We start from the raw sequence: 17,763 nt of genomic DNA on the forward strand, positions 1-17,763 counted from the left end.
GATTTTTCCCCTTCCCTACTCCATTTCCAGATGTAGCATGCTGCCTTTTCCCATCGGTTCAGCAGGTGTCACGACCAGACGACGCGGCATGCGCACACGTATTTCCGGGACGTGGCTAATGACCCCGATGGTGAAATCGTCCATGCGCAGTCGCTCAAGCGCATCCATAACGACTTCCAAAAGCTCCGGATCGAGAGTCCCAAAGCCTTCGTCCAAGAAGAAAAACTCCAGGCGTCCGCCACGCATTTGAATCTCCATCGACAGGGCAAGAGCCAGCGACAAGGAGGTCAGGAATGTTTCCCCACCAGACAATGTGCTTACTGGACGGCGCATTCCTCCAGCTCCCTCATCTCGCAAAACAAATTCGCCCTCGTCCCCGATTTCCAGCCCGTAACGGTTGGCGGTCATCCGCTTTAGGTGATAGGAAGCGTCTCTTGCGATTGTTACCAGTTTTTCCTCCGCAATGAACTGGACAAACGCCTTGGCTTCGAACAACTTTTTCAACTCTTCCAAGCGGCTCTGCTCATCCTGCTGCTGTACCATCTCTTTATGAAGCTCTTGCCATTTGTCATGATTTTTTTCCATGCGATCCACGTGCTCATTAGCGACAGCGACTTGCTTTTGCGCCTCCTGGAAGGCTTGCTCCCATTGATCCCACGCCTCTTTTGCGCTGGTGAGCTCTTCCTGTGTAAACGAACGTCCTGCTACTGCTTGCTGTAGCCTTTCTTCCTCGTATCGAAGCTGCCCTGCGATTCGCGTGTAAGCCTCGACTTGTTCCTGTGCCTGTGGCAATTGCTCGCGCTCTGTGTACCGCTCCCGTACATACTCAACAGTACCGAGACCAGTTTCCTGCAAGCCCTGGTACAATGTCTCGTGAGCTTCCGTGCGTTGCCGTGTGAGGATGGCTAGCGTCTCCGAATACTTGACCAGATTGTTTTGCACCGTTTCCCGCGCTTCGGCTGTTTCTTTGCGCTTTGTCTCTGCCAGCGTGACTGCTTGACGCAAACCGAGAAGAGAATCCTCTACCCGCATCAAACACTCCTGCGCAGTAAGTCCCCCTGTGCGCTCCAGCCATTGGGCATGCTTTTGTTCCCACATACGCTTTCTATCTTCCAGCTTTTCCTTCAGCGCGACTTCCCGTGATTTGCCCTCTACCTTGCGTGACTTGGCGGCTTCTACTTGCATCGTCAGCTTTCCACGCAGTGTTTCTTTCTCTGATCGTACCTGCTGCAGTTCTGCCAAACGGCGATCTGATTTTCCGATTTCCTCGTACCGCTGTTCGATTACCTCGATGGGAAGCTCATTGCGCTTCGCGTCCAGCTCTTCTCTGGAATGCTTTTCTTGCGTGAAAGCAGCGTCCATACGCGCTTTATTCTCATCGATTGCCTTCTGTGCCTGCTCGAGCAACAGCGTGCTCCGCTCCATCAAGCGTTTCTTTTCCGCTTCTTCCTCACGCAAGGTCTCCAGCTGCTGCTGCAATTGCTCACGCTCTGCTTTTAGTCGCTCTCTTTCCGCTTGCTTGGCGATCAGTTCTTTTTCCTCGCGCTGATAGACAGCGAGAAGCTCTTCAAAAGAATCCACGATCCAAGGCTGTCCGTACCCGCGACACTCTGCCTTAATCGCTTCCAAGCGCGTTTCCAGCTGTTCCTGTTCAGCCTTTACGCTTGCTAGGCGCTCATCAAAAGCAGCAAGCGCTCCCTTTGCTGCCAACCAAGCTTCCTTGGTCTTGCCTGCTTCTTGTTCAGCCGCACGCAAAGCCTCTTCTGACGCTTTGATTCGGGCACGCAGCCCATCACCCTGCGTCCCCGCTTCAGACGCTTTTGTATCGTTCTGGTGGCCGTGTGGGTGGTGTTCGGAACCACATACCGGACACTCCTTGCCTTCCTCTAAACGTTCGCGCAAAAATCGCGCCATGTTTTCCTGCTGCCAGCGTTCCCATTCCTGACGCTGCTCATCTCGTTGGGCCAGCTGACTCTTCACAAGTGCTTCGCTTGCCTCTACTGCCCGAGTCAGCTCTTGATTGCGCTCATCCAACTGCTTGCGCTCCTGGACGATGTGTTGCGACTTCTCCTGCCAGGATGAGAAAGCCTGTAATACTTCCCGCCACTGGCGACCTACCTGCTTCATGTCTGCCAGTACATTTTTTGCTTTCTCCCATTCTGCTTCGCTCATCAAAGCCGAGTCAGCTGGTGCTGCCAGCGCTTCTCTTTTTTGTACCAAGCGATTCGCACACGCTTCCCAGCTGCGCTTGTGCTCATCGGCAGTATGGGTTGCCGCCTGAATGTGCTCTTGTGCTGCGAGTTGTTCTTTTTCCAGCTCACGTACCTTGGCATGGTCCCGCTCCCACTGCTGCTTCGCTTCTCTGGCTGCTGCTATTTGTGCACGCCATTCAGGAGAGACCGTGACCTGCTTCATCTGTTCTTGCAGATCCGCCCACGCAAGTTCCCAGTTTTTTAAGTCGGCTTCATCCTTTTCCAGCTGTTGTTCTATGTTGGTCAAGGCCACTGACACTTCATTCCACTCTCGTTCCAGACCTGTCCACTCTTCCCGGATCGCCTTTAGCTCCTCTTCCCACTCCTGCGCCTGTACCAGCCTACCCTTTTGCTGAATCAGTAACGGCTCCTGTACAGCCAACTCAGCATGGACTTTCTGATACGCTTGCTCTGCCTCATCTACGGCAAAACGAGCACTCTCCTGCTGTTCGCGGCTGCGTTCCAATGCCGCACCGGTCGCATGCCATTCCTGATCCAAACGCTCATATTGCTGGACTATTGGCCACAGTCGAATACTCGACTCCCATTCACGAATCTTCGCGGTTAGGGATGCCATTTCCGCTTCATTTGCTTCCTGCTGCTGTAGTTGCGCCTGGACTTGCAATAGCTCCTGATGCCACTGGTTCAGCTGCTCCAGCTCCTTTAGCTTCCCGGCCAGCTCCTGTTTTTGCTGGTTGAATTCCTGCTCTTTTTGCGCAGCTTCCTCCCACGTTTGTCTCGCCAGCTCCAAGGCTTCCGGACCTGCATCACCCAGAGCTGCACTGGCCAGTTGCAAACGATGCATCTGTTCCTTGACCTGCTCCAAAGCATGCCGTACGCGCTCACTCAGCTTTTCCCCATAAATATGTAGGCGGAACATCCGTTGCAGCATTTCATTGCGCTCACTGCCCTTCAGCGTCAAGAAGCGGGAAAATTGACCCTGTGGCAAAACGACCGCCCGGGTAAAGTCCTGCAAAGTGAGACCAATCAATGCCTCAATCGCGGCTGTCGCAGACGTGGCTTTGGACTCCAATACGACATCCGGCTCTCCGGTCAAGGCTCCCGACTGAATCAGCCTCACTTCCGGCTGTCGCTTGTTCCCCTTTTTATCCAGACCAAATTCTCGTTCCACCGTATATTGCTTGCGCTCATCGCCAGTCCCCAGCTCAAAGGTAAAAGAAACGAATACGCGCTGCTCCAGCTGGTTCAGCACTTCTTTCGGGTGGTTACCCCCGCCCAATCGGACGACCTGCCCGTACAAAGCAAGCGTGATCGCGTCCAAGATCGTCGATTTCCCACTTCCAGTCGGGCCGAATATCCCAAACAATCCCGCCTGACATAGTATTTCGAAATCGACCTCTTGCATTTCTCGATAGCTGTGCATCCCTGCCAGCTTCAATCGTATCGGTCTCACTCTTCTTCCCCCTCTCCTCCGGTTTCTGCCAATAGACGCTGGAACAAGGCCACCAGCTGCTCATCCGGCTCTGCTCCCCGTCTCCGTTCATAGAAGCGCTTGAACAATTGATCGGACGAAAGCTCTGTCAGTTCGACCCGCTGTTCCTCTTCCTCCTCACGCTCTTCCCTCACGACAACACGCTGTATTTTCAAGAAATCATCCGAAAGCTTGCGGACACGCTGAAATTCTGCCGGGTCGATCACGCCAGACACATGCAGCTCCAAGTCAATCCACGCCCCTGCATCGCGTCCCTCTGCCAACCAGCGCTCTACTTGCTCGATTCCCTCTGTTGCTTTCCACCGTGCCAATGGCCGTGCGCTCGTCAAATAAATGATCTCCTCACGCACTTCTTGCCCTGGCTCCACCTCGACCAGTACGACTGCCTTGCTCTGACCTGCTTCGGAAAAGCTGTACGAAATCGGTGAGCCGCTGTAACGCACCAACGGCTTGTCACTGAGCTTTTGCAGTCGATGGAGATGGCCGAGCGCCACATAATCAGCGTTCTTCGGAAAAGCCTGCGGCGATACAGTCAACGCTCCCCCAATTTGAATCGGTCGCTCGGAATCTGTTTCCTTACCGCCCATGACAAACAAGTGACTCGTGACCAGGTTGACCGTATCCTCGCGAAAATGAACAGACAGATCAGCAAGCAATTGCGCAATGCGCTCGGAAAAAGCAAGCTGCATCTGCTCCTGAGTAAAGTTTTCGCTCAACAGCTCCTTTAATCGCGATTCAGAAGGATAAGGCAAGGCCAAAATTACTGCATTCGCAGCACAGCCGGGAATCTTCATTTCCAGCCAAGAAGGTCCTCCCTGCACAATTTGCACACGATCAGACGATACTTCCTGTGTCAGCAATGGTGCTTCCTTCGGCAAGCCCAACAAAACGATCCCGTGCTTTGTAGCAAGTGGCGCTGCTGCTCGCACCCGCTCAGGCTGGTCATGGTTCCCCGCGATCACGACAACACCTCGCCTGCCTTCCGAAGACAAGCGCTCCAATGCATCATAAAAAAGCTCTTCCGCCCAAGCAGGCGGATTGACCGAATCATACACATCCCCAGCAATGAGTACCAAATCTACTTCCCGCTCATCAGCTATGTGACAAAGCTCGTCCACAAATGCTGATTGCTCAGTCCGGCGGTCCCGCCCTTCCAGCTGCCGCCCGAAATGCCAGTCGGCTGTATGTAATATCCGCATAACTCCTATCACTCTCCACGATCATGTGTTTGCTTTTCATTGTAACAAAAGACAGCGCTGTTCGCGGTTGAAATTTACTCCACTTCCCCGTAACTTTTGCTCCTGACCGCTCGTCTTCCAACTGAAAAGGTCGTGATTGATCGATCTCATCCCGGAAAGGAGCTCGTTACCGTTGCGTAATTTCCGCCTATTGCTCAACCTGACAGTAGGACTTGCCGCCTCCAGTCTCGTCCTCACTGCCCCCTCTTCCCTTGCCTACAAGACGCCTACCAAGACACAAATATTGGATTGGATTAACAAGCAAGCCAAAGATCCAGTTGTTACCGACAACTTTGACTTTCAGCTCGTCAATCTGGATGATGACCCGGAACCCGAAATTGTCGCCAAGCATAACGGCAGTGTACATATCGGTAACTTTTACATTTTGGATCAAAAGCCAGATCGTACGTATGCCCTCATCGCGGAAGAGGAATGGAATCCACCGCGCCTGCAATTGGACCATTGGGACTATACGCGTGAAGTGAATTCCCCCGCGATTGATAAGAAAGCGGAAGATGAACCGCTTCTGCTCGCAGGAAAACGTGTTTTTGAAACAGTCCAGCATACTGGCGGATCAGGTGTATCGGTCTACGAGGCGAATCTATGGTATTTGGACAAAGGTCGTTTGGTCAAAGCATGGAAAGGACTGCTTCGGGAAACGGTTTCCGTGCCGGGTGGTCAACTTTTCCGGACTGTCGGCAATTATCAAATCGTACATGATGACGAAGCAAAACCACTGCTCTACCACTGGCAAACGAAGCAGGAGCTAAACCCGGATACAGGTGAACTGCTGCCGGGCAAGCCTGAGCCTACTTTACAAATGTATCGTTGGGAAAATGGTGTTTTTGTTTTATTGGATGTTGAAAAACCGTCTGGGCAATAGCCTGACGGTTCGATATGTAAATGCGTTGTCTTCTATCCGTTGTAGTGGGGGAGAAGCCCTGCCACATGCTCTCCAGTCGCCTTTTTCCTCTCTGCGTTCGGGCGGTCTCCTTCCGAACATGTGACAGGACTTCTAACAGCTATGTACCTGATCCGGATACTTTTACATCATTGTGAAAGTATGACAAGGAGCTTCTTCGAGTTATTCGCAAGGTGTTTAATAAAAAGTCGCGTAGGAAGAAGTGCATTTCCAGTCCAAGCGCCTCTGGATCCCTACCCAGCGCAGAAATGAATGGCAGGGAATTTCAGCTTCACTTATGAGATCCTTCCTCGAAACTTCAACGTTTGAAGCGCTCCTGCCATTCATTTCGAAGCGGACAGTGATTCCCCCTTGCGGGGCGTAGGCCGAAGCGTAGACTGGAAATGCGCTTCTTCCCCACCACTACAGCTACAGAATAAAAAAAGCTGCCCTCCACGAATCAGGAGCGCAGCTTTTCCTCTTATCTTCTCAGCTTTTCATTTGTCGGTGACTTCAACGTCTGCAAACACATGTAGCAGATGATCCCGAACAAAATCGTGATAATCATGGAGTGAGTCAGCGTAGCGTACAGGTGAAGCTTGAAAATAATTACGAAGCCGCCGCTGAACACCTGCGCGATGCAAAGAATAAAGCTCAGGATACTTGCACCGTACAAGTCACGCCGTTTTTCCTTGAAATGACGTATGCAGTAAATCATTGTCCCCAACAACAAGAATCCCAACACCAACGCAGCGATTCTGTGGGCAAAGTGAATACCAGTCTGTCCGTACAACTCTGGGATGACCTGTCCCTGACACAGCGGCCAGTCACTGCATGCCATACTTGAACCCGTATGTCTGACATACGCTCCGAGATAAACGACAGCGTACGTATAAGTAGCGACGAACCACATCCAGTTGCGGAAGCCTTTTGAGACGGTCGTTTTCACCAAGCTTTGCGTTTTTTCTCGCTGATAAACGAACACACTCAACAAGAACACGCCTGAATAAGCAAGCAAGGAGAATCCGAAGTGCAGAGCCAAAACAGATGAGGACTGTGGCCAAATAACGGCAGAAGCGCCGAGAATGGATTCTACTACGATGAAAAACAAACCAAAAATAGCGAGATTGCGAACTTCTTGGTTGCCTTTGTAATAGCGCCAGCAAAGTACAGAGAAAATCGCGACAACAATACCGGCAACACCTGTAATCAGGCGATGAGAATATTCAATAATGGATGCCAACGTATATTCCGGAACCCATTTACCGTTGCACAGCGGCCAGTCATTTCCACAGCCGAGTGCTGAATCTGTCTTTGTAACAAGCGAACCGGCTACCATCACGATAAACATGATCAAGGTAGCAAGAAAAGCTAACGGCTTTAGCCATTTTTCCATAGTAATTCACCCTGTTTCTTGTGAGGATCAAACAACACCTCGTTCTATGTCCTCTTTTACGATAATGAAACATCCCCTGCTAAGCAAGGGATGTTCCGTGAACATTTAGTGAGTGTTTCGTGTCAATAATAGTTGACCATGGTACTAATGACGATCGCTGCACAAAATACGGTCAAATAAAGGATGGAAAAGCCGAATAGTTTACGTGCCCAAGCAAGATCATCCTTGGTTTTGAACCCTTGTAAAAGCAGAACCATGTACACAATCCCCATCACGCCCATGACGAGCAGGTACACATAGCCTAGGCTAGCATGGACAAACAGCAGCAAAGAAGCTGGGAACAACACCGAACCCCACAGCACCATTTGTCGCTTCGTCTCGGCAAAGCCTTTTACTACCGGTAGCATCGGCAGATTACCTGCACGGTATTCTTCTGTTTTCAGCATAGCCAACGCCAAAAAATGGGGAGGCTGCCACAAGAACAAGACCAGGAACAACAGCCAAGCAGTCATGTCCATGGTGCCTGTTACCGCTACCCACCCAATCACGGGAGGAGCTGCACCTGAAATACCGCCAATCACCGTATTGAGAGTTGTCACTCGTTTCAGCGGCGTGTAAATCAGCACGTAAAAAATGTGACCGATCAATCCCCAAACCGCCGCCAAGGGATTGGCATATACAGCTAACACAGTAACCCCTGCCAACAGCAGGCCAATTCCTAAGAGGATCGCGTTACGTGCAGAAATTCTTCCGGTCGCTACTGCACGATTTTGCGTCCGCTTCATTTTTTTGTCCAGATCACGGTCGTAGAAATTATTTAAAGCCGCACCCGACATAATGACCAAAGCGGTTCCTAGCATGGTGAATAGAGCCAGTTTCCAGTTCGGATAACCGTAGGACGCTAACCATAAAGCAGCAAAAGTGGTCATCAAGTTTGACAGGGTAATGCCAGGCTTCGTTAGTTGTACGTAATCCCCTAAGGTAGCTGGCCCTACCGGCTGTGTCTGCAAAGAAGCATCGGCATCAAGCGATTCCTGCACGGTCATTTGCTGGTCCACGTTTTGTACCTCCTGTTTCCTTCTATCTGAACATCCGAATCATGACTGGATAAACTAACTACATTGTATCCAATGCCCCAAAAACTACTAAAACGATTACTTACCAAAAATTACATCCAGCACGCCAGACGTCTCGCCACCTGGATAAATCCAGTACAGCAACAGATAAACCGCAGCTCCTGTAATGGAAGTGACAAACCACACAATGGACGTCCAAGGACCGATTTTACGATGCGAAGCATAGTTTTTCGTGTAAGCGTATCTGAGTGTAATCAGACCCATCACACCACCGACTGTTGCCAGAACGATGTGGAAGAACAAGAACGTCTGATAGATTGGCTTGATGCTGTCTGGTCCGCCAAAATGCGTGTTTCCAATAAACGCCGTTCTGGAAACATACGTGATAAAGAAGATGGTGGCACAGATCGCAGCCCATTTCATAATCTTCATATGCTTTTCTACTTGCTTTTTCGCAATGGCATACCAGCCAATCGCAACGAGAATTCCGCTAATGACGATAAAAGCCGTACTTACCGTAGGCAATATGAGCCCCATTTTTTCACCTCATTCTACAAACGTTTCTACTGTTCGCGTGTATTTAAAAAGTCGGCTTTTCAGCACCGAAAGATTGATCCATCGGCATGTCGTCCTGCTTCTCTGCCTTGTACCAATGGTAGAAGACATAGGCCAGCACACAGCCGTAAACAAGCTCCTGTACCAGCTTCATAATGATTCCGCCAAGACGCTGGTCGTTAAACGCGTCGAGACTCTCGAATAGCTGTGGAGCAGCTATATACGTAGCGTACAGCGGTTCCGAGGCAAAAATAATCAGCGCACAGGCTGGCGTAATCAAGACACCGTTTGCAAAAACGTACGACAGCTTTTTCAATCCGGCCAGTTGTCGCTTGTTATCAGACAACGGACTCACAATTGGCCACCACATCGCAAATGCCGCAATCACGAGAATGACATGATAAAACGTCATCCACTCATGGTTGATCGCAACCGCATCAAAAATAAACGGAACATGGTAAAACGAAAACAGTGAGTTGAACAACAGCGCTGCCACTAATGGATGTGTCAAAGAGTTTAGGATGAACTTCAGCGCTTTCGGACGGAAAATCTTGGCCAAAAGCCATTCAGGCATTGCCAGGAGCATAAGCGGTGGCAGGGCAAAGTACAAGATCGATTGTTGGAGCATGTGCAAACTAAACATGTAATGATGGCCGTAATAACTGATAGGGCTTCCTTGTGCGGCGTAAAACAACACGATTGCCAACACAAAAAGTAATCTTTGCTTGCCAGTCGCCGGTGTAGCGTTTTCAAAACGTTTATGCATAGGACCTGTTACGAGAAAGTAGACAGTAGTCACGAGCAACGACAAAAGCATCACATCCGGACTCCATAAATCCGAAAAGGTTGCTGATCCGGTAGCTGGTGACATCTCGTGCATTTGATGTTCATTTCCCATGTTTATATCCTCCCTTCCAAAATGTAAAATCTTGGACGATACCCCACCCGCTGGGCGTCGTCATATGTACGTTTTGTGTCAATATGAAATACCAATTTTTATCTATTAAATGTTGCCCTTGATCCAATCTCCATTATACCGTTGATTCCCTTTTTCTTTGTAGACAAAAATGAACAAAGTGTTGAACAATACAATTCACAAAATTTACACAAAAAAACTCCTTATGAGTGGAGTCAACATAGTGGAGGAGAAGAAAAAGCACAGTTCTCTTCGACACTGACACGTCCGCAAGGGGGATTCACTGGCCGTCTCCACTTCAAAAAGGGGACCGTCGAGCCAAAGCCACCCTACGGGCGGAAGATTCTCAGGGAAGAAGTGTTCGACAAGCGGGTCCCCTTTTTGAAGTTCCGACTGGGTAGACGTTGTCAAGGTCTACGAGCCCTGTGCTTTTTCTTCTCACCAACTTTGTTTGTTCATCGGTACGGTTTAAAATCTTTCCTATATGAAAATAAAGAAGAGTCCAGATTTTGTCTGAACTCTTCTTCCTTTCTAATCTTATAGTCCAAAGGAAACGAACTTGGTTTCCAAATACTCATCCATCCCGTAGTGGCCACCCTCACGGCCGATACCACTTTCCTTGAATCCACCAAACGGCGCTTGTGTCTGGGTTGGCGATCCGTCATTGATCCCAACGATTCCGTATTCAAGGAGCTCAGCCATACGGAAGCAACGCTGATTATCGCGAGTGTACACATAAGCAGCCAAGCCGTAACGTGTGTCGTTTGCCATCTGTACGACATCCGCTTCCTCTGTAAAACGCACGAGTGGAACGACAGGACCGAACGTTTCCTCAAAAGAGATTTTCATATCCGATGTAACGCCAGCAAGCAAGGTCGGTTCGCAATAGAAGCCCTTCGCATAATCACCTTCAACCAAACGATTTCCGCCGTATACCACTTGCCCGCCTTTGTCCTTGGCGTCCTCGATATGCTCGAGCACCTTGTTCAAGGCACGCTCGTTCACCAGTGGACCGATCTCCGTCTCTTTCTGGCGTCCATCGCCTACCTTCGCACGCTTCAGACGCTCTACCAGCTTTTCTGTGAACGCATCTGCGACATCCTCGTGGACGTACAGACGGTTCGTGCAAATGCACATTTGACCGGAGTTGCGGAACTTGCTCTCAAACAGACCTTTTACGGCTGCATCCAGATCGGCATCCGGGAATACGATGAACGGTGCGTGACCGCCAAGCTCCATGCTGACGCGCTTCACTTGCTTTGCCGCGCCCTCCATCAGCAGCTTGCCGACACGAGTGGAACCTGTAAATCCGATTTTGGAGAGCTTCGGATTGTCGATGAACTCCTTCCCAATCGATTCAGGATTTCCAATGACGAGGTTTACGACGCCTTTTGGAAAGCCTGCCTGCTCAATCAGCTCAAACATGCGAATCGCAGACAGCGGCGTGCTTTCTGCTGGCTTTAAAACCACCGTGCAGCCCGCCGCCAAAGCCGGAGCGATCTTACGTGCAACCATGTTCACTGGGAAGTTCCACGGGGTAATCGCCCCTACCACTCCTACAGGCTGACGCAGCACCATGATGCGCTTGTTCGCAACCGAGGATGGGATCGTTTCTCCGTTGACACGCTTGGCTTCTTCTGCGTACCAGACAAAGTTATCAGCGGCACCCAGCACTTCGCCTTTTGCCTCGCCCAAAGGCTTACCCATTTCAGCAGAAATGATGCCCGCCAGTTCATCCCGATTGTTTTTCACCAGCTCGGACAAGTTGTACAAATATTTGGCGCGCTCGCGAGCAGTCAGTCGAGACCAGCTTGCAAATGCCTGATGAGCAGCGTCGATGGCCTTGTTGGCATCACGCCCATCGCCGAAGGTTACTGTTCCAACTGTTTCACCTGTAGCAGGATTCGTAATCTGAATGGACTCGCCACTCTCGGCAGTCACCCATTCTCCATTAATAAACATTTGCTTGTACTCTCCCATGACATTCGCTCCTCTCAATCTCTCTCAATAGATTGGTTTTAGGGCCTCAAACGGATTTTTGCAGTGCCGGCAATACAAAATACTTCGACAAGCAGCAGGTCCAAACAAATTTTCCATTTGTGTATACGGGGAATCACAGTAGGGACAGGCCACTTCCCATGTATCTCCCGGTTTGAAGTCAAGCGGCGGCGGCGCGATGCCAAAGCTTTTCAGCTTATCGCGAGCATCCAAGGCGATCCGATCTGATGTCCAGGCTGGATCATAGACGAACGCTACCTGAACCCGATTGATTCCTTCTGCCTCCACCAGCTTTTCTGTGATGTTCTTCTTCATGATCTCGAGTGCCGGACAGCCGACAAAGGTAGGGAGCACCTCGACGTGTACGACGTCTGCCTCGACGCGCACTTTGTGAATCATCCCCATCTCCACCATGCTGATCACCGGAATTTCGGGATCCGTTACTTGCTGCAGCAGTTCCCAGCATGTCGCTTCAAGCCCTTCATGCAGTTGCAGTTCTTCTTGCGCCATGAGAGAATCACTCCTTTTTACCAGCCTGCAGCCGGATCAATGCGATACACTTCAGACAAGGTAGCCAAAGCTTGCACCAGATCAGCAGTATGTTCACCGTGACGGCCGCGTTCTTGTGACACTCCTGGCTCACCCGGCCAGTTGAGTCCTGCTTTTTCGAAAATGTCTTTGGTCAGTGTCAGCCATTTTTGTTTCAGTTGCTCTTCTTCTGCAATCAGGCCAAATTGAACGATATCGCCCTCATTTGGTCCAAGATGAGGCAGCTCCCCGGCATCCTTCCAAACTTCTGCAATGGCTGCCTCCAGCCTCTGACGCGCATCAGCCGTACTGTTCGCCAATTGCTTCAACCAAACTTGCCAATGCATCAGATGATAGCGATGCTCTGTCATCATTTTGCGACTGACCAGCGCGAGTGGTGCGTATGACGACTGCGTAAGAGCCTCCAAGCGAACCTGCTTATATAAGCCGTATACATAACTGCGAACAATCGCATAAGCCCAATCGTAATGAGGATGATCGTTGTAATCGCCGTCGCCGTTTTTACGCTCTACCAAGATCGCATTGGAAAACGCCTTCGCCTCGCGCAGCTGTGCGAGATCGTCTGCTTTGCCTACCCCTAGTTGCTCAAGCATTTCATAAAACATCACGGCATGGCCCATCATGTCCTGAGACATCGACGAAAACGCCACATCTTCTTCAATATGCGGAGCAAGCCCAAGCCATTCCGATCCGCGATACGCCAATATAAAATCGTCATCAGCAAGCTGGAACAACAGGTCGGTCAAGGCTTTTGCAAATGACGGGTTTTGTTTTGCTGCTTCCACTGTTTCTACATGTAAACGGTCGCCCATGATTGTATCCCTCCTGCTTAACTGCCGTTGCCTGCATGCTTCTGTTTTTCTTCGTACTGCTCGCGATGGTTGCGCCATCTCGACTGCAAGTCGCCGTACCCTTTGGTCTCCCGATAGCTCTTGTTGTCGAGTCTTTCTAGGAAAGGACGCTCCTCTGGCGGCAGTCCAAAAATGTCGTCGCGCTTGACTACCCACAAATTAAAACAAGGCTCACGGCGCAAGAAATTCTCCCTCGCCATGCTCAATGCGACTTCTTTATTGGGTGCCAACAAACTGAACTGTTGGACGAACGGAGCATTTACGCTTTTTTGGCTGAATACTTCGTATATGAAAAAGTTTTCATTGCTCATCCACATTCACCTACCCTACTTGTCGGCCGTACGACATAATCGCGTCGCGCACCCATTTGGTTTCCTCATAAGACATTACCCGAAGATTCAGACGGTGAGCGGAGCGAGGTCCGTTCCCCTTGACGATTTGCTTGAACTCTTCCCAGTCAGGCTGTTGGTAGACCCATTTGTCTTCTGCCTCGTCGAAGTAAATCGTATCGTCTGGCACTGTGAAGCCAAGGTGGAAAATACGCGGCAAATACTTTTTCAGGAATACTTGGCGCAATTCTTCATTGGTCTGTGTACGAATCTTGTAGCGCATGTTGGCTTCCTGATTGCTCGTAATGTTGCCGTTTTCCGGCGGTCCGAAAAACATCAAGAGTGCTGGCCACCAACGATGAATGGCATCTTGCAGCATTTGGCGCTGTTCATCGGTGCCTTCTGCCAACTCCAAGACGATGCTCTCCCCGTGCTGGGCGTGGAACTTTTCCTCCGCACAGATCCGATGCAGAGCGCGGGCATAAGGTGCATAAGATGTATCGAGGGACATCGATTGCGTAATGATAGCCGCTCCGTCAACCAACCAGCCAATCACACCAGCATCAGCCCAGGTAGGCGCTTCCATGTGGAATACATTGTGAAATTTCAGTCTTTTCGAAAACAAATCATTCATGATATCCTCGCGCGTCTTGCCCAATGGCTCAAGCAAGTCTTCTGCCACGCGAAGCAGCAATTGACCATGCCCCATCTCGTCTTGGACCTTCGCCATAATCGCCAGCTTTCTGCGCAGTGTCGGCGCCTTTGGTACCCATTCTTTTTCCGGCAAGGCACCCATGATCTCACTGATGCCATGCATCGAGATCAGCTTGATCAACTGGCTGCGATAGTCGTCTGGCATCCAATCGTCTGCCTCTATTTTTTCCCCGCGATCGATTCTCGCTAAAAACGCTTCCAACTTTTCGTTTTCAGTCAGATCGGCATGTTCGAGCCTCATTTGCATGGAGAACGCCCTCCTTTTATCAGATATGCATTATGATAAAATTATAATACGTTTTTATAACGCAATAATATCATAACGTCATACGTTTTTGCAATACGCTTACATAGGGACTCTCCTATTCTCCACGCCCAGTTATTTCTGCCGCCTTTTTCAATTGCTCGGTCATATGCCGCAGCTCTTGCATGACTGCATCCAGCTCCTGTATTCGCGTCGACTGCTGTACGCTGTGATTCATCGTCTTCTCCATTTCGCCCGTTACCGTCCCGACGAGTGCATTCATTTCATCTAATAGACGGAAAATGCCCTTCGCTGAAGTAGCGGTCGTCTGGGAAAGCTGACGGATTTCCTCTGCGACCACGGAAAATCCGCGACCAGCAGAACCTGCACGTGCCGCTTCGAGAACAGCATTCAAGCCGAGTACATTGGAGCGTGTGGAGATATTGCGGATCAATTCGTTAATCTGGGTCGTTTCTGCAATTTTCAGCCCTAATTGACCGGCTGCATCGCTCAGTGTGTGGCTCGCTTGCGCCAAATGGTCTGCGTCCTTTGCCAGACTTTCTGTGTGCTGTGCGATATTTTCCAGCGCTTCAGTCAAATTTTGAGCCAAGCCGTGTAAGCGATCCTCTTGATCGGTCGTCACGCCTGTCGCCAAGCAACCAACTACTTGTCCGTTTTCGACAAGCGGATAACCAACTGCGATATAAGGAATGCCGTAGAGCTCTTTGAAAATCTTCTTCACGACCCGCTTGCCCTCTTTTACCGCCGTCGCATTGATACTCCCCGGGCGCAATTCGTCTCCTACTCGAATTCCCAAGTTCAAGCCCTGTGCCGGATAATAGGCGAGAAACTTCTCTTTGTCAGTGACTCCTACCATACATTCGGACAAAAATGCCTTTTGTAAAATCGGTGCGACCATTAAGACACTATTCAGCAATTGAGACATGCATGATCCTCCTACCCTTGTGATGAAAACAACGATTCCCCCCGCATTCTTCTTCAGTACGCGGAGGGAACGAACTTCTTTCACTTATTTAACGAGTTGGAATTTTCCATCCTTCACTTCAACCATGATCATACTGTCTTCTGTCAGACCGTTATGATCATCAGCCGTGAACTTGAATTCTCCTGTTACCCCTACGTATTTCACCTTTTCCAATACTTCGCCCAGTTTGGAGGTGTCGCCACCTGCTTGCTTCAAGCCTTCCACGAGCAAATTCAAGCCGTCGTATCCGTATCCTGCGAAGCCGTCAGGATGTGTATTGTAGGCAGCTTGATAGCCATCCACGAATTTTTTGATGATCGCAGATTGCGGATCGTCCGCCGCTACTTGTTCAGGAATGAGCAGTTTTCCCGCCACCATCAGGACACCCTCGCCGGCGTCTCCAATCAGTTCGAGGAATTTGCTGTTTGCAGAGCCATGGCTGCTAATAATCGGAATAGTGAGGTTTAGTTGCTTCGCTTCCTTCACAATCGTAGCGGGTCCTGGGTTCGTCCCTGCCACAATCAGCGCCTGCGCATCAGTCCCTTTGATTTTGGTCAATTGAGAGCTCATGGACGGGTCTTTTGTGCCGTATTTTTCTTCCGCTACAATCGTGATACCGTACTCAGGCGCATATTTTTGCAACTGCGTCGTCCAGCCACTTCCATAAGGATTGCTGTCATTGAGCGTAGCAATTTTCGTAATGCCTTTTTCCTTCAAATACTTGAAGATGCGCTTCGTTCCGTGTACGTCCGTGTGCGGTGTTTTGTAGATGTTGGCACGAACTGGATTGGTGATTTGGTCTGCTGCTGCCATCGAGATCAGCGGGAGCTTTTCTGCTGCGGCATACTCAGCCATCCCGAGAGACGGACCACTGCCTGAGGAGCCGAGTACAGCTACGACTTTTTCTTTCGAAGCGAGCTTTTTGATCGCTTTTACCGCTTCCGTATTGTCAGACTTGTCGTCTTCAAAAATGACTTCAACCGGTCGGCCGTCCACACCGCCTGCGCCGTTGATTTCTTTTACCAACAGCTCTACCGCTTGCTTCTCCGGTACGCCGAGCGGACTGTTCGGACCAGTCAGCGAGAAAATAGCGCCGACCTTGATCGGGTCCTTACTGGCGCCACCAGTGCCTGACTCTGCTGCTGGCGTAGCGCCGCCTCCACAGGCGCTCAAGAATACGAGCGAAGCGACTGCTGCTGGAAATAGCCATTTTTTGAATGTTCGTTTTTTCATGGGTGTTCCCCCTCATGTATGTGGTTTATCTTTGTCAAACAGCTTCATGTGAGCTTCCCAAATAAGCAGATTGTACACGCGGGTCATTGCTTATCTCGTCTGCCTTCCCTTCCAGCATGACGGTTCCCGTACTGAGTACGTAAGCCCGGTCGGAAATAGCGAGCGCTGCGCGAGCATTTTGCTCGACCAACAGCACCGTGGTGCCCCACTCCGAGCGAATCTCCTGCACAATCGACAGGATTTCTTTGGCAATCAGTGGAGCTAATCCTAGCGAAGGCTCGTCCAACAAGAGGAGCTGTGGTCGCGACAAGAGCGCTCTGCCAATGGCGAGCATCTGCTGTTGCCCCCCGGAAAGCGTTCCCCCGAGCTGCCATTTCCGCTCTGCCAAAATGGGAAAACGCTCATACACCGTCTCCATTTCTTTGGCAATTTCCTTTTTGCTCGTCTTTGGCATCCGATGCGAAGCACCCAGCCACAAATTGTCCTCCACGGTCAGCGTCGAAAAAATTTGTCTGCGCTCCGGTACATGCGCCATGCCCCGGGGTACCACCAGCTCCGCAGGGACACGCGTAATGTCCGCGTCACGAAACCAAATCTTCCCTTCCTTGTCACCGTGCAGACCACAGATACAGTTCAAAAGCGTTGTTTTTCCTGCCCCATTTGCGCCTAACAGGGAGACGATCTCGCCTTCGTTCACTTGTAGAGTAATGCCGTGCAGCACTTCTACCGGACCGTAGCGAGCCGTGATGTTGTCTACTGTAAGGACTGTCTTCCCCATCATGTTCCACCTCTTTCGCGCTTCATTCTGCACCCAGATACGCCGCAATCACTCGCGGGTTCTCCTGAATCTCACGCGGGGTTCCTTCTGCGATTTTTGATCCTTGATCCAATACAACGATGCGGTCCGCAATCGTCATGATCATGTCCATGTCATGCTCCACTAGCAAAATAGCTGTTCCGTTGTCTCGAATCTCGCAAAACATACGGCTCATCTCCGCCGTCTCGGTATGATTCAAACCCGCAGCAGGCTCGTCCAACAAGAGCAGCCGCGGCTTGGCTACCATCGCGCGGGC

General features: G+C 50.5%; 15 protein-coding genes and 1 pseudogene. 1 reads left to right on the plus strand and 15 read right to left on the minus strand.

Annotated elements, in window-relative coordinates:
* Positions 1 to 15: 15 nt before the first annotated feature.
* Positions 16 to 3,666 (minus strand): AAA family ATPase, encoded by a 3,651-nt coding sequence (locus tag PMI05_RS25410; RefSeq protein WP_007728150.1) that lies wholly within the window; start codon positions 3,664 to 3,666, stop codon positions 16 to 18.
* Positions 3,663 to 4,904, minus strand: coding sequence for an exonuclease SbcCD subunit D (locus tag PMI05_RS25415; RefSeq protein WP_007728152.1), 1,242 nt, complete (start codon positions 4,902 to 4,904; stop codon positions 3,663 to 3,665). Before PMI05_RS25415 ends, PMI05_RS25410 begins: the two co-directional genes overlap by 4 nt.
* Positions 4,905 to 5,076: 172 nt before the next feature.
* On the opposite strand from PMI05_RS25415, the gene PMI05_RS25420 reads away from it, so the two are divergent.
* Positions 5,077 to 5,826 carry a hypothetical protein gene (locus PMI05_RS25420; protein ID WP_007728153.1) on the plus strand — a complete coding sequence of 250 codons (750 nt, stop codon included), beginning with the start codon at positions 5,077 to 5,079 and terminating at the stop codon, positions 5,824 to 5,826.
* Positions 5,827 to 6,325: 499 nt separating this feature from the next.
* On the opposite strand, the gene PMI05_RS25425 is transcribed toward PMI05_RS25420, so the two are convergent.
* The 13 genes and pseudogenes from PMI05_RS25425 to PMI05_RS25485 form a co-directional block, all read right to left on the minus strand.
* Positions 6,326 to 7,240, minus strand: a complete 915-nt coding sequence (locus PMI05_RS25425) for a heme A synthase (protein ID WP_007728154.1) — start codon at positions 7,238 to 7,240, stop codon at positions 6,326 to 6,328.
* A 122-nt stretch (positions 7,241 to 7,362) separates the two neighbouring features.
* On the minus strand, positions 7,363 to 8,298 hold the full coding sequence (cyoE, locus tag PMI05_RS25430; protein ID WP_007728155.1) for a heme o synthase: 936 nt from the start codon (positions 8,296 to 8,298) through the stop codon (positions 7,363 to 7,365).
* Between the two features lie 96 nt (positions 8,299 to 8,394).
* Positions 8,395 to 8,853 carry a DUF420 domain-containing protein gene (locus PMI05_RS25435; protein WP_007728156.1) on the minus strand — a complete coding sequence of 153 codons (459 nt, stop codon included), beginning with the start codon at positions 8,851 to 8,853 and terminating at the stop codon, positions 8,395 to 8,397.
* A gap of 43 nt (positions 8,854 to 8,896) precedes the next feature.
* Entirely contained in the window at positions 8,897 to 9,769 is an 873-nt protein-coding gene (locus PMI05_RS25440; protein WP_007728157.1) for a cytochrome c oxidase assembly protein, read from the minus strand.
* A gap of 555 nt (positions 9,770 to 10,324) precedes the next feature.
* Positions 10,325 to 11,767, minus strand: coding sequence for an NAD-dependent succinate-semialdehyde dehydrogenase (locus PMI05_RS25445; protein ID WP_007728159.1), 1,443 nt, complete (start codon positions 11,765 to 11,767; stop codon positions 10,325 to 10,327).
* A 24-nt stretch (positions 11,768 to 11,791) separates the two neighbouring features.
* Positions 11,792 to 12,295 carry a 1,2-phenylacetyl-CoA epoxidase subunit PaaD gene (paaD, locus tag PMI05_RS25450; RefSeq protein ID WP_007728161.1) on the minus strand — a complete coding sequence of 168 codons (504 nt, stop codon included), beginning with the start codon at positions 12,293 to 12,295 and terminating at the stop codon, positions 11,792 to 11,794.
* Positions 12,296 to 12,312: 17 nt separating this feature from the next.
* Positions 12,313 to 13,146, minus strand: a complete 834-nt coding sequence (gene paaC, locus PMI05_RS25455; protein ID WP_007728163.1) for a 1,2-phenylacetyl-CoA epoxidase subunit PaaC — start codon at positions 13,144 to 13,146, stop codon at positions 12,313 to 12,315.
* Between the two features lie 17 nt (positions 13,147 to 13,163).
* Positions 13,164 to 13,496, minus strand: a complete 333-nt coding sequence (gene paaB, locus PMI05_RS25460; protein ID WP_039961367.1) for a 1,2-phenylacetyl-CoA epoxidase subunit PaaB — start codon at positions 13,494 to 13,496, stop codon at positions 13,164 to 13,166.
* Positions 13,497 to 13,506: 10 nt separating this feature from the next.
* Positions 13,507 to 14,475 (minus strand): 1,2-phenylacetyl-CoA epoxidase subunit PaaA, encoded by a 969-nt coding sequence (paaA, locus tag PMI05_RS25465; protein ID WP_007728167.1) that lies wholly within the window; start codon positions 14,473 to 14,475, stop codon positions 13,507 to 13,509.
* Between the two features lie 115 nt (positions 14,476 to 14,590).
* Entirely contained in the window at positions 14,591 to 15,418 is an 828-nt protein-coding gene (locus PMI05_RS25470; RefSeq protein ID WP_007728169.1) for a methyl-accepting chemotaxis protein, read from the minus strand.
* 84 nt (positions 15,419 to 15,502) lie between these two features.
* Positions 15,503 to 16,690: an ABC transporter substrate-binding protein gene (locus tag PMI05_RS25475; protein WP_007728171.1), complete on the minus strand. Its 1,188-nt coding sequence runs from the start codon at positions 16,688 to 16,690 to the stop codon at positions 15,503 to 15,505.
* Positions 16,691 to 16,724: 34 nt separating this feature from the next.
* Positions 16,725 to 17,468: an ABC transporter ATP-binding protein gene (locus PMI05_RS25480; RefSeq protein ID WP_007728173.1), complete on the minus strand. Its 744-nt coding sequence runs from the start codon at positions 17,466 to 17,468 to the stop codon at positions 16,725 to 16,727.
* A gap of 22 nt (positions 17,469 to 17,490) precedes the next feature.
* Positions 17,491 to 17,763, minus strand: a pseudogene (locus PMI05_RS25485) (ABC transporter ATP-binding protein); the annotation flags it as partial.

The organism is Brevibacillus sp. BC25 (assembly GCF_000282075.1).
GTDB lineage: Bacteria > Bacillota > Bacilli > Brevibacillales > Brevibacillaceae > Brevibacillus.

What these genes read in the sequence shown, in the direction of transcription:
- PMI05_RS25415 (WP_007728152.1), bottom strand. Translation starts at nt 4,904, where the DNA reads ATGCGGATATTACATACAGCCGACTGGCATTTCGGGCGGCAGCTGGAA.
- PMI05_RS25425 (WP_007728154.1), bottom strand. Translation starts at nt 7,240, where the DNA reads ATGGAAAAATGGCTAAAGCCGTTAGCTTTTCTTGCTACCTTGATCATG.
- PMI05_RS25435 (WP_007728156.1), bottom strand. Translation starts at nt 8,853, where the DNA reads ATGGGGCTCATATTGCCTACGGTAAGTACGGCTTTTATCGTCATTAGC.
- PMI05_RS25440 (WP_007728157.1), bottom strand. Translation starts at nt 9,769, where the DNA reads ATGGGAAATGAACATCAAATGCACGAGATGTCACCAGCTACCGGATCA.
- PMI05_RS25445 (WP_007728159.1), bottom strand. Translation starts at nt 11,767, where the DNA reads ATGGGAGAGTACAAGCAAATGTTTATTAATGGAGAATGGGTGACTGCC.
- paaD (WP_007728161.1), bottom strand. Translation starts at nt 12,295, where the DNA reads ATGGCGCAAGAAGAACTGCAACTGCATGAAGGGCTTGAAGCGACATGC.
- paaC (WP_007728163.1), bottom strand. Translation starts at nt 13,146, where the DNA reads ATGGGCGACCGTTTACATGTAGAAACAGTGGAAGCAGCAAAACAAAAC.
- paaB (WP_039961367.1), bottom strand. Translation starts at nt 13,496, where the DNA reads ATGAGCAATGAAAACTTTTTCATATACGAAGTATTCAGCCAAAAAAGC.
- paaA (WP_007728167.1), bottom strand. Translation starts at nt 14,475, where the DNA reads ATGCAAATGAGGCTCGAACATGCCGATCTGACTGAAAACGAAAAGTTG.
- PMI05_RS25470 (WP_007728169.1), bottom strand. Translation starts at nt 15,418, where the DNA reads ATGTCTCAATTGCTGAATAGTGTCTTAATGGTCGCACCGATTTTACAA.
- PMI05_RS25475 (WP_007728171.1), bottom strand. Translation starts at nt 16,690, where the DNA reads ATGAAAAAACGAACATTCAAAAAATGGCTATTTCCAGCAGCAGTCGCT.
- PMI05_RS25480 (WP_007728173.1), bottom strand. Translation starts at nt 17,468, where the DNA reads ATGGGGAAGACAGTCCTTACAGTAGACAACATCACGGCTCGCTACGGT.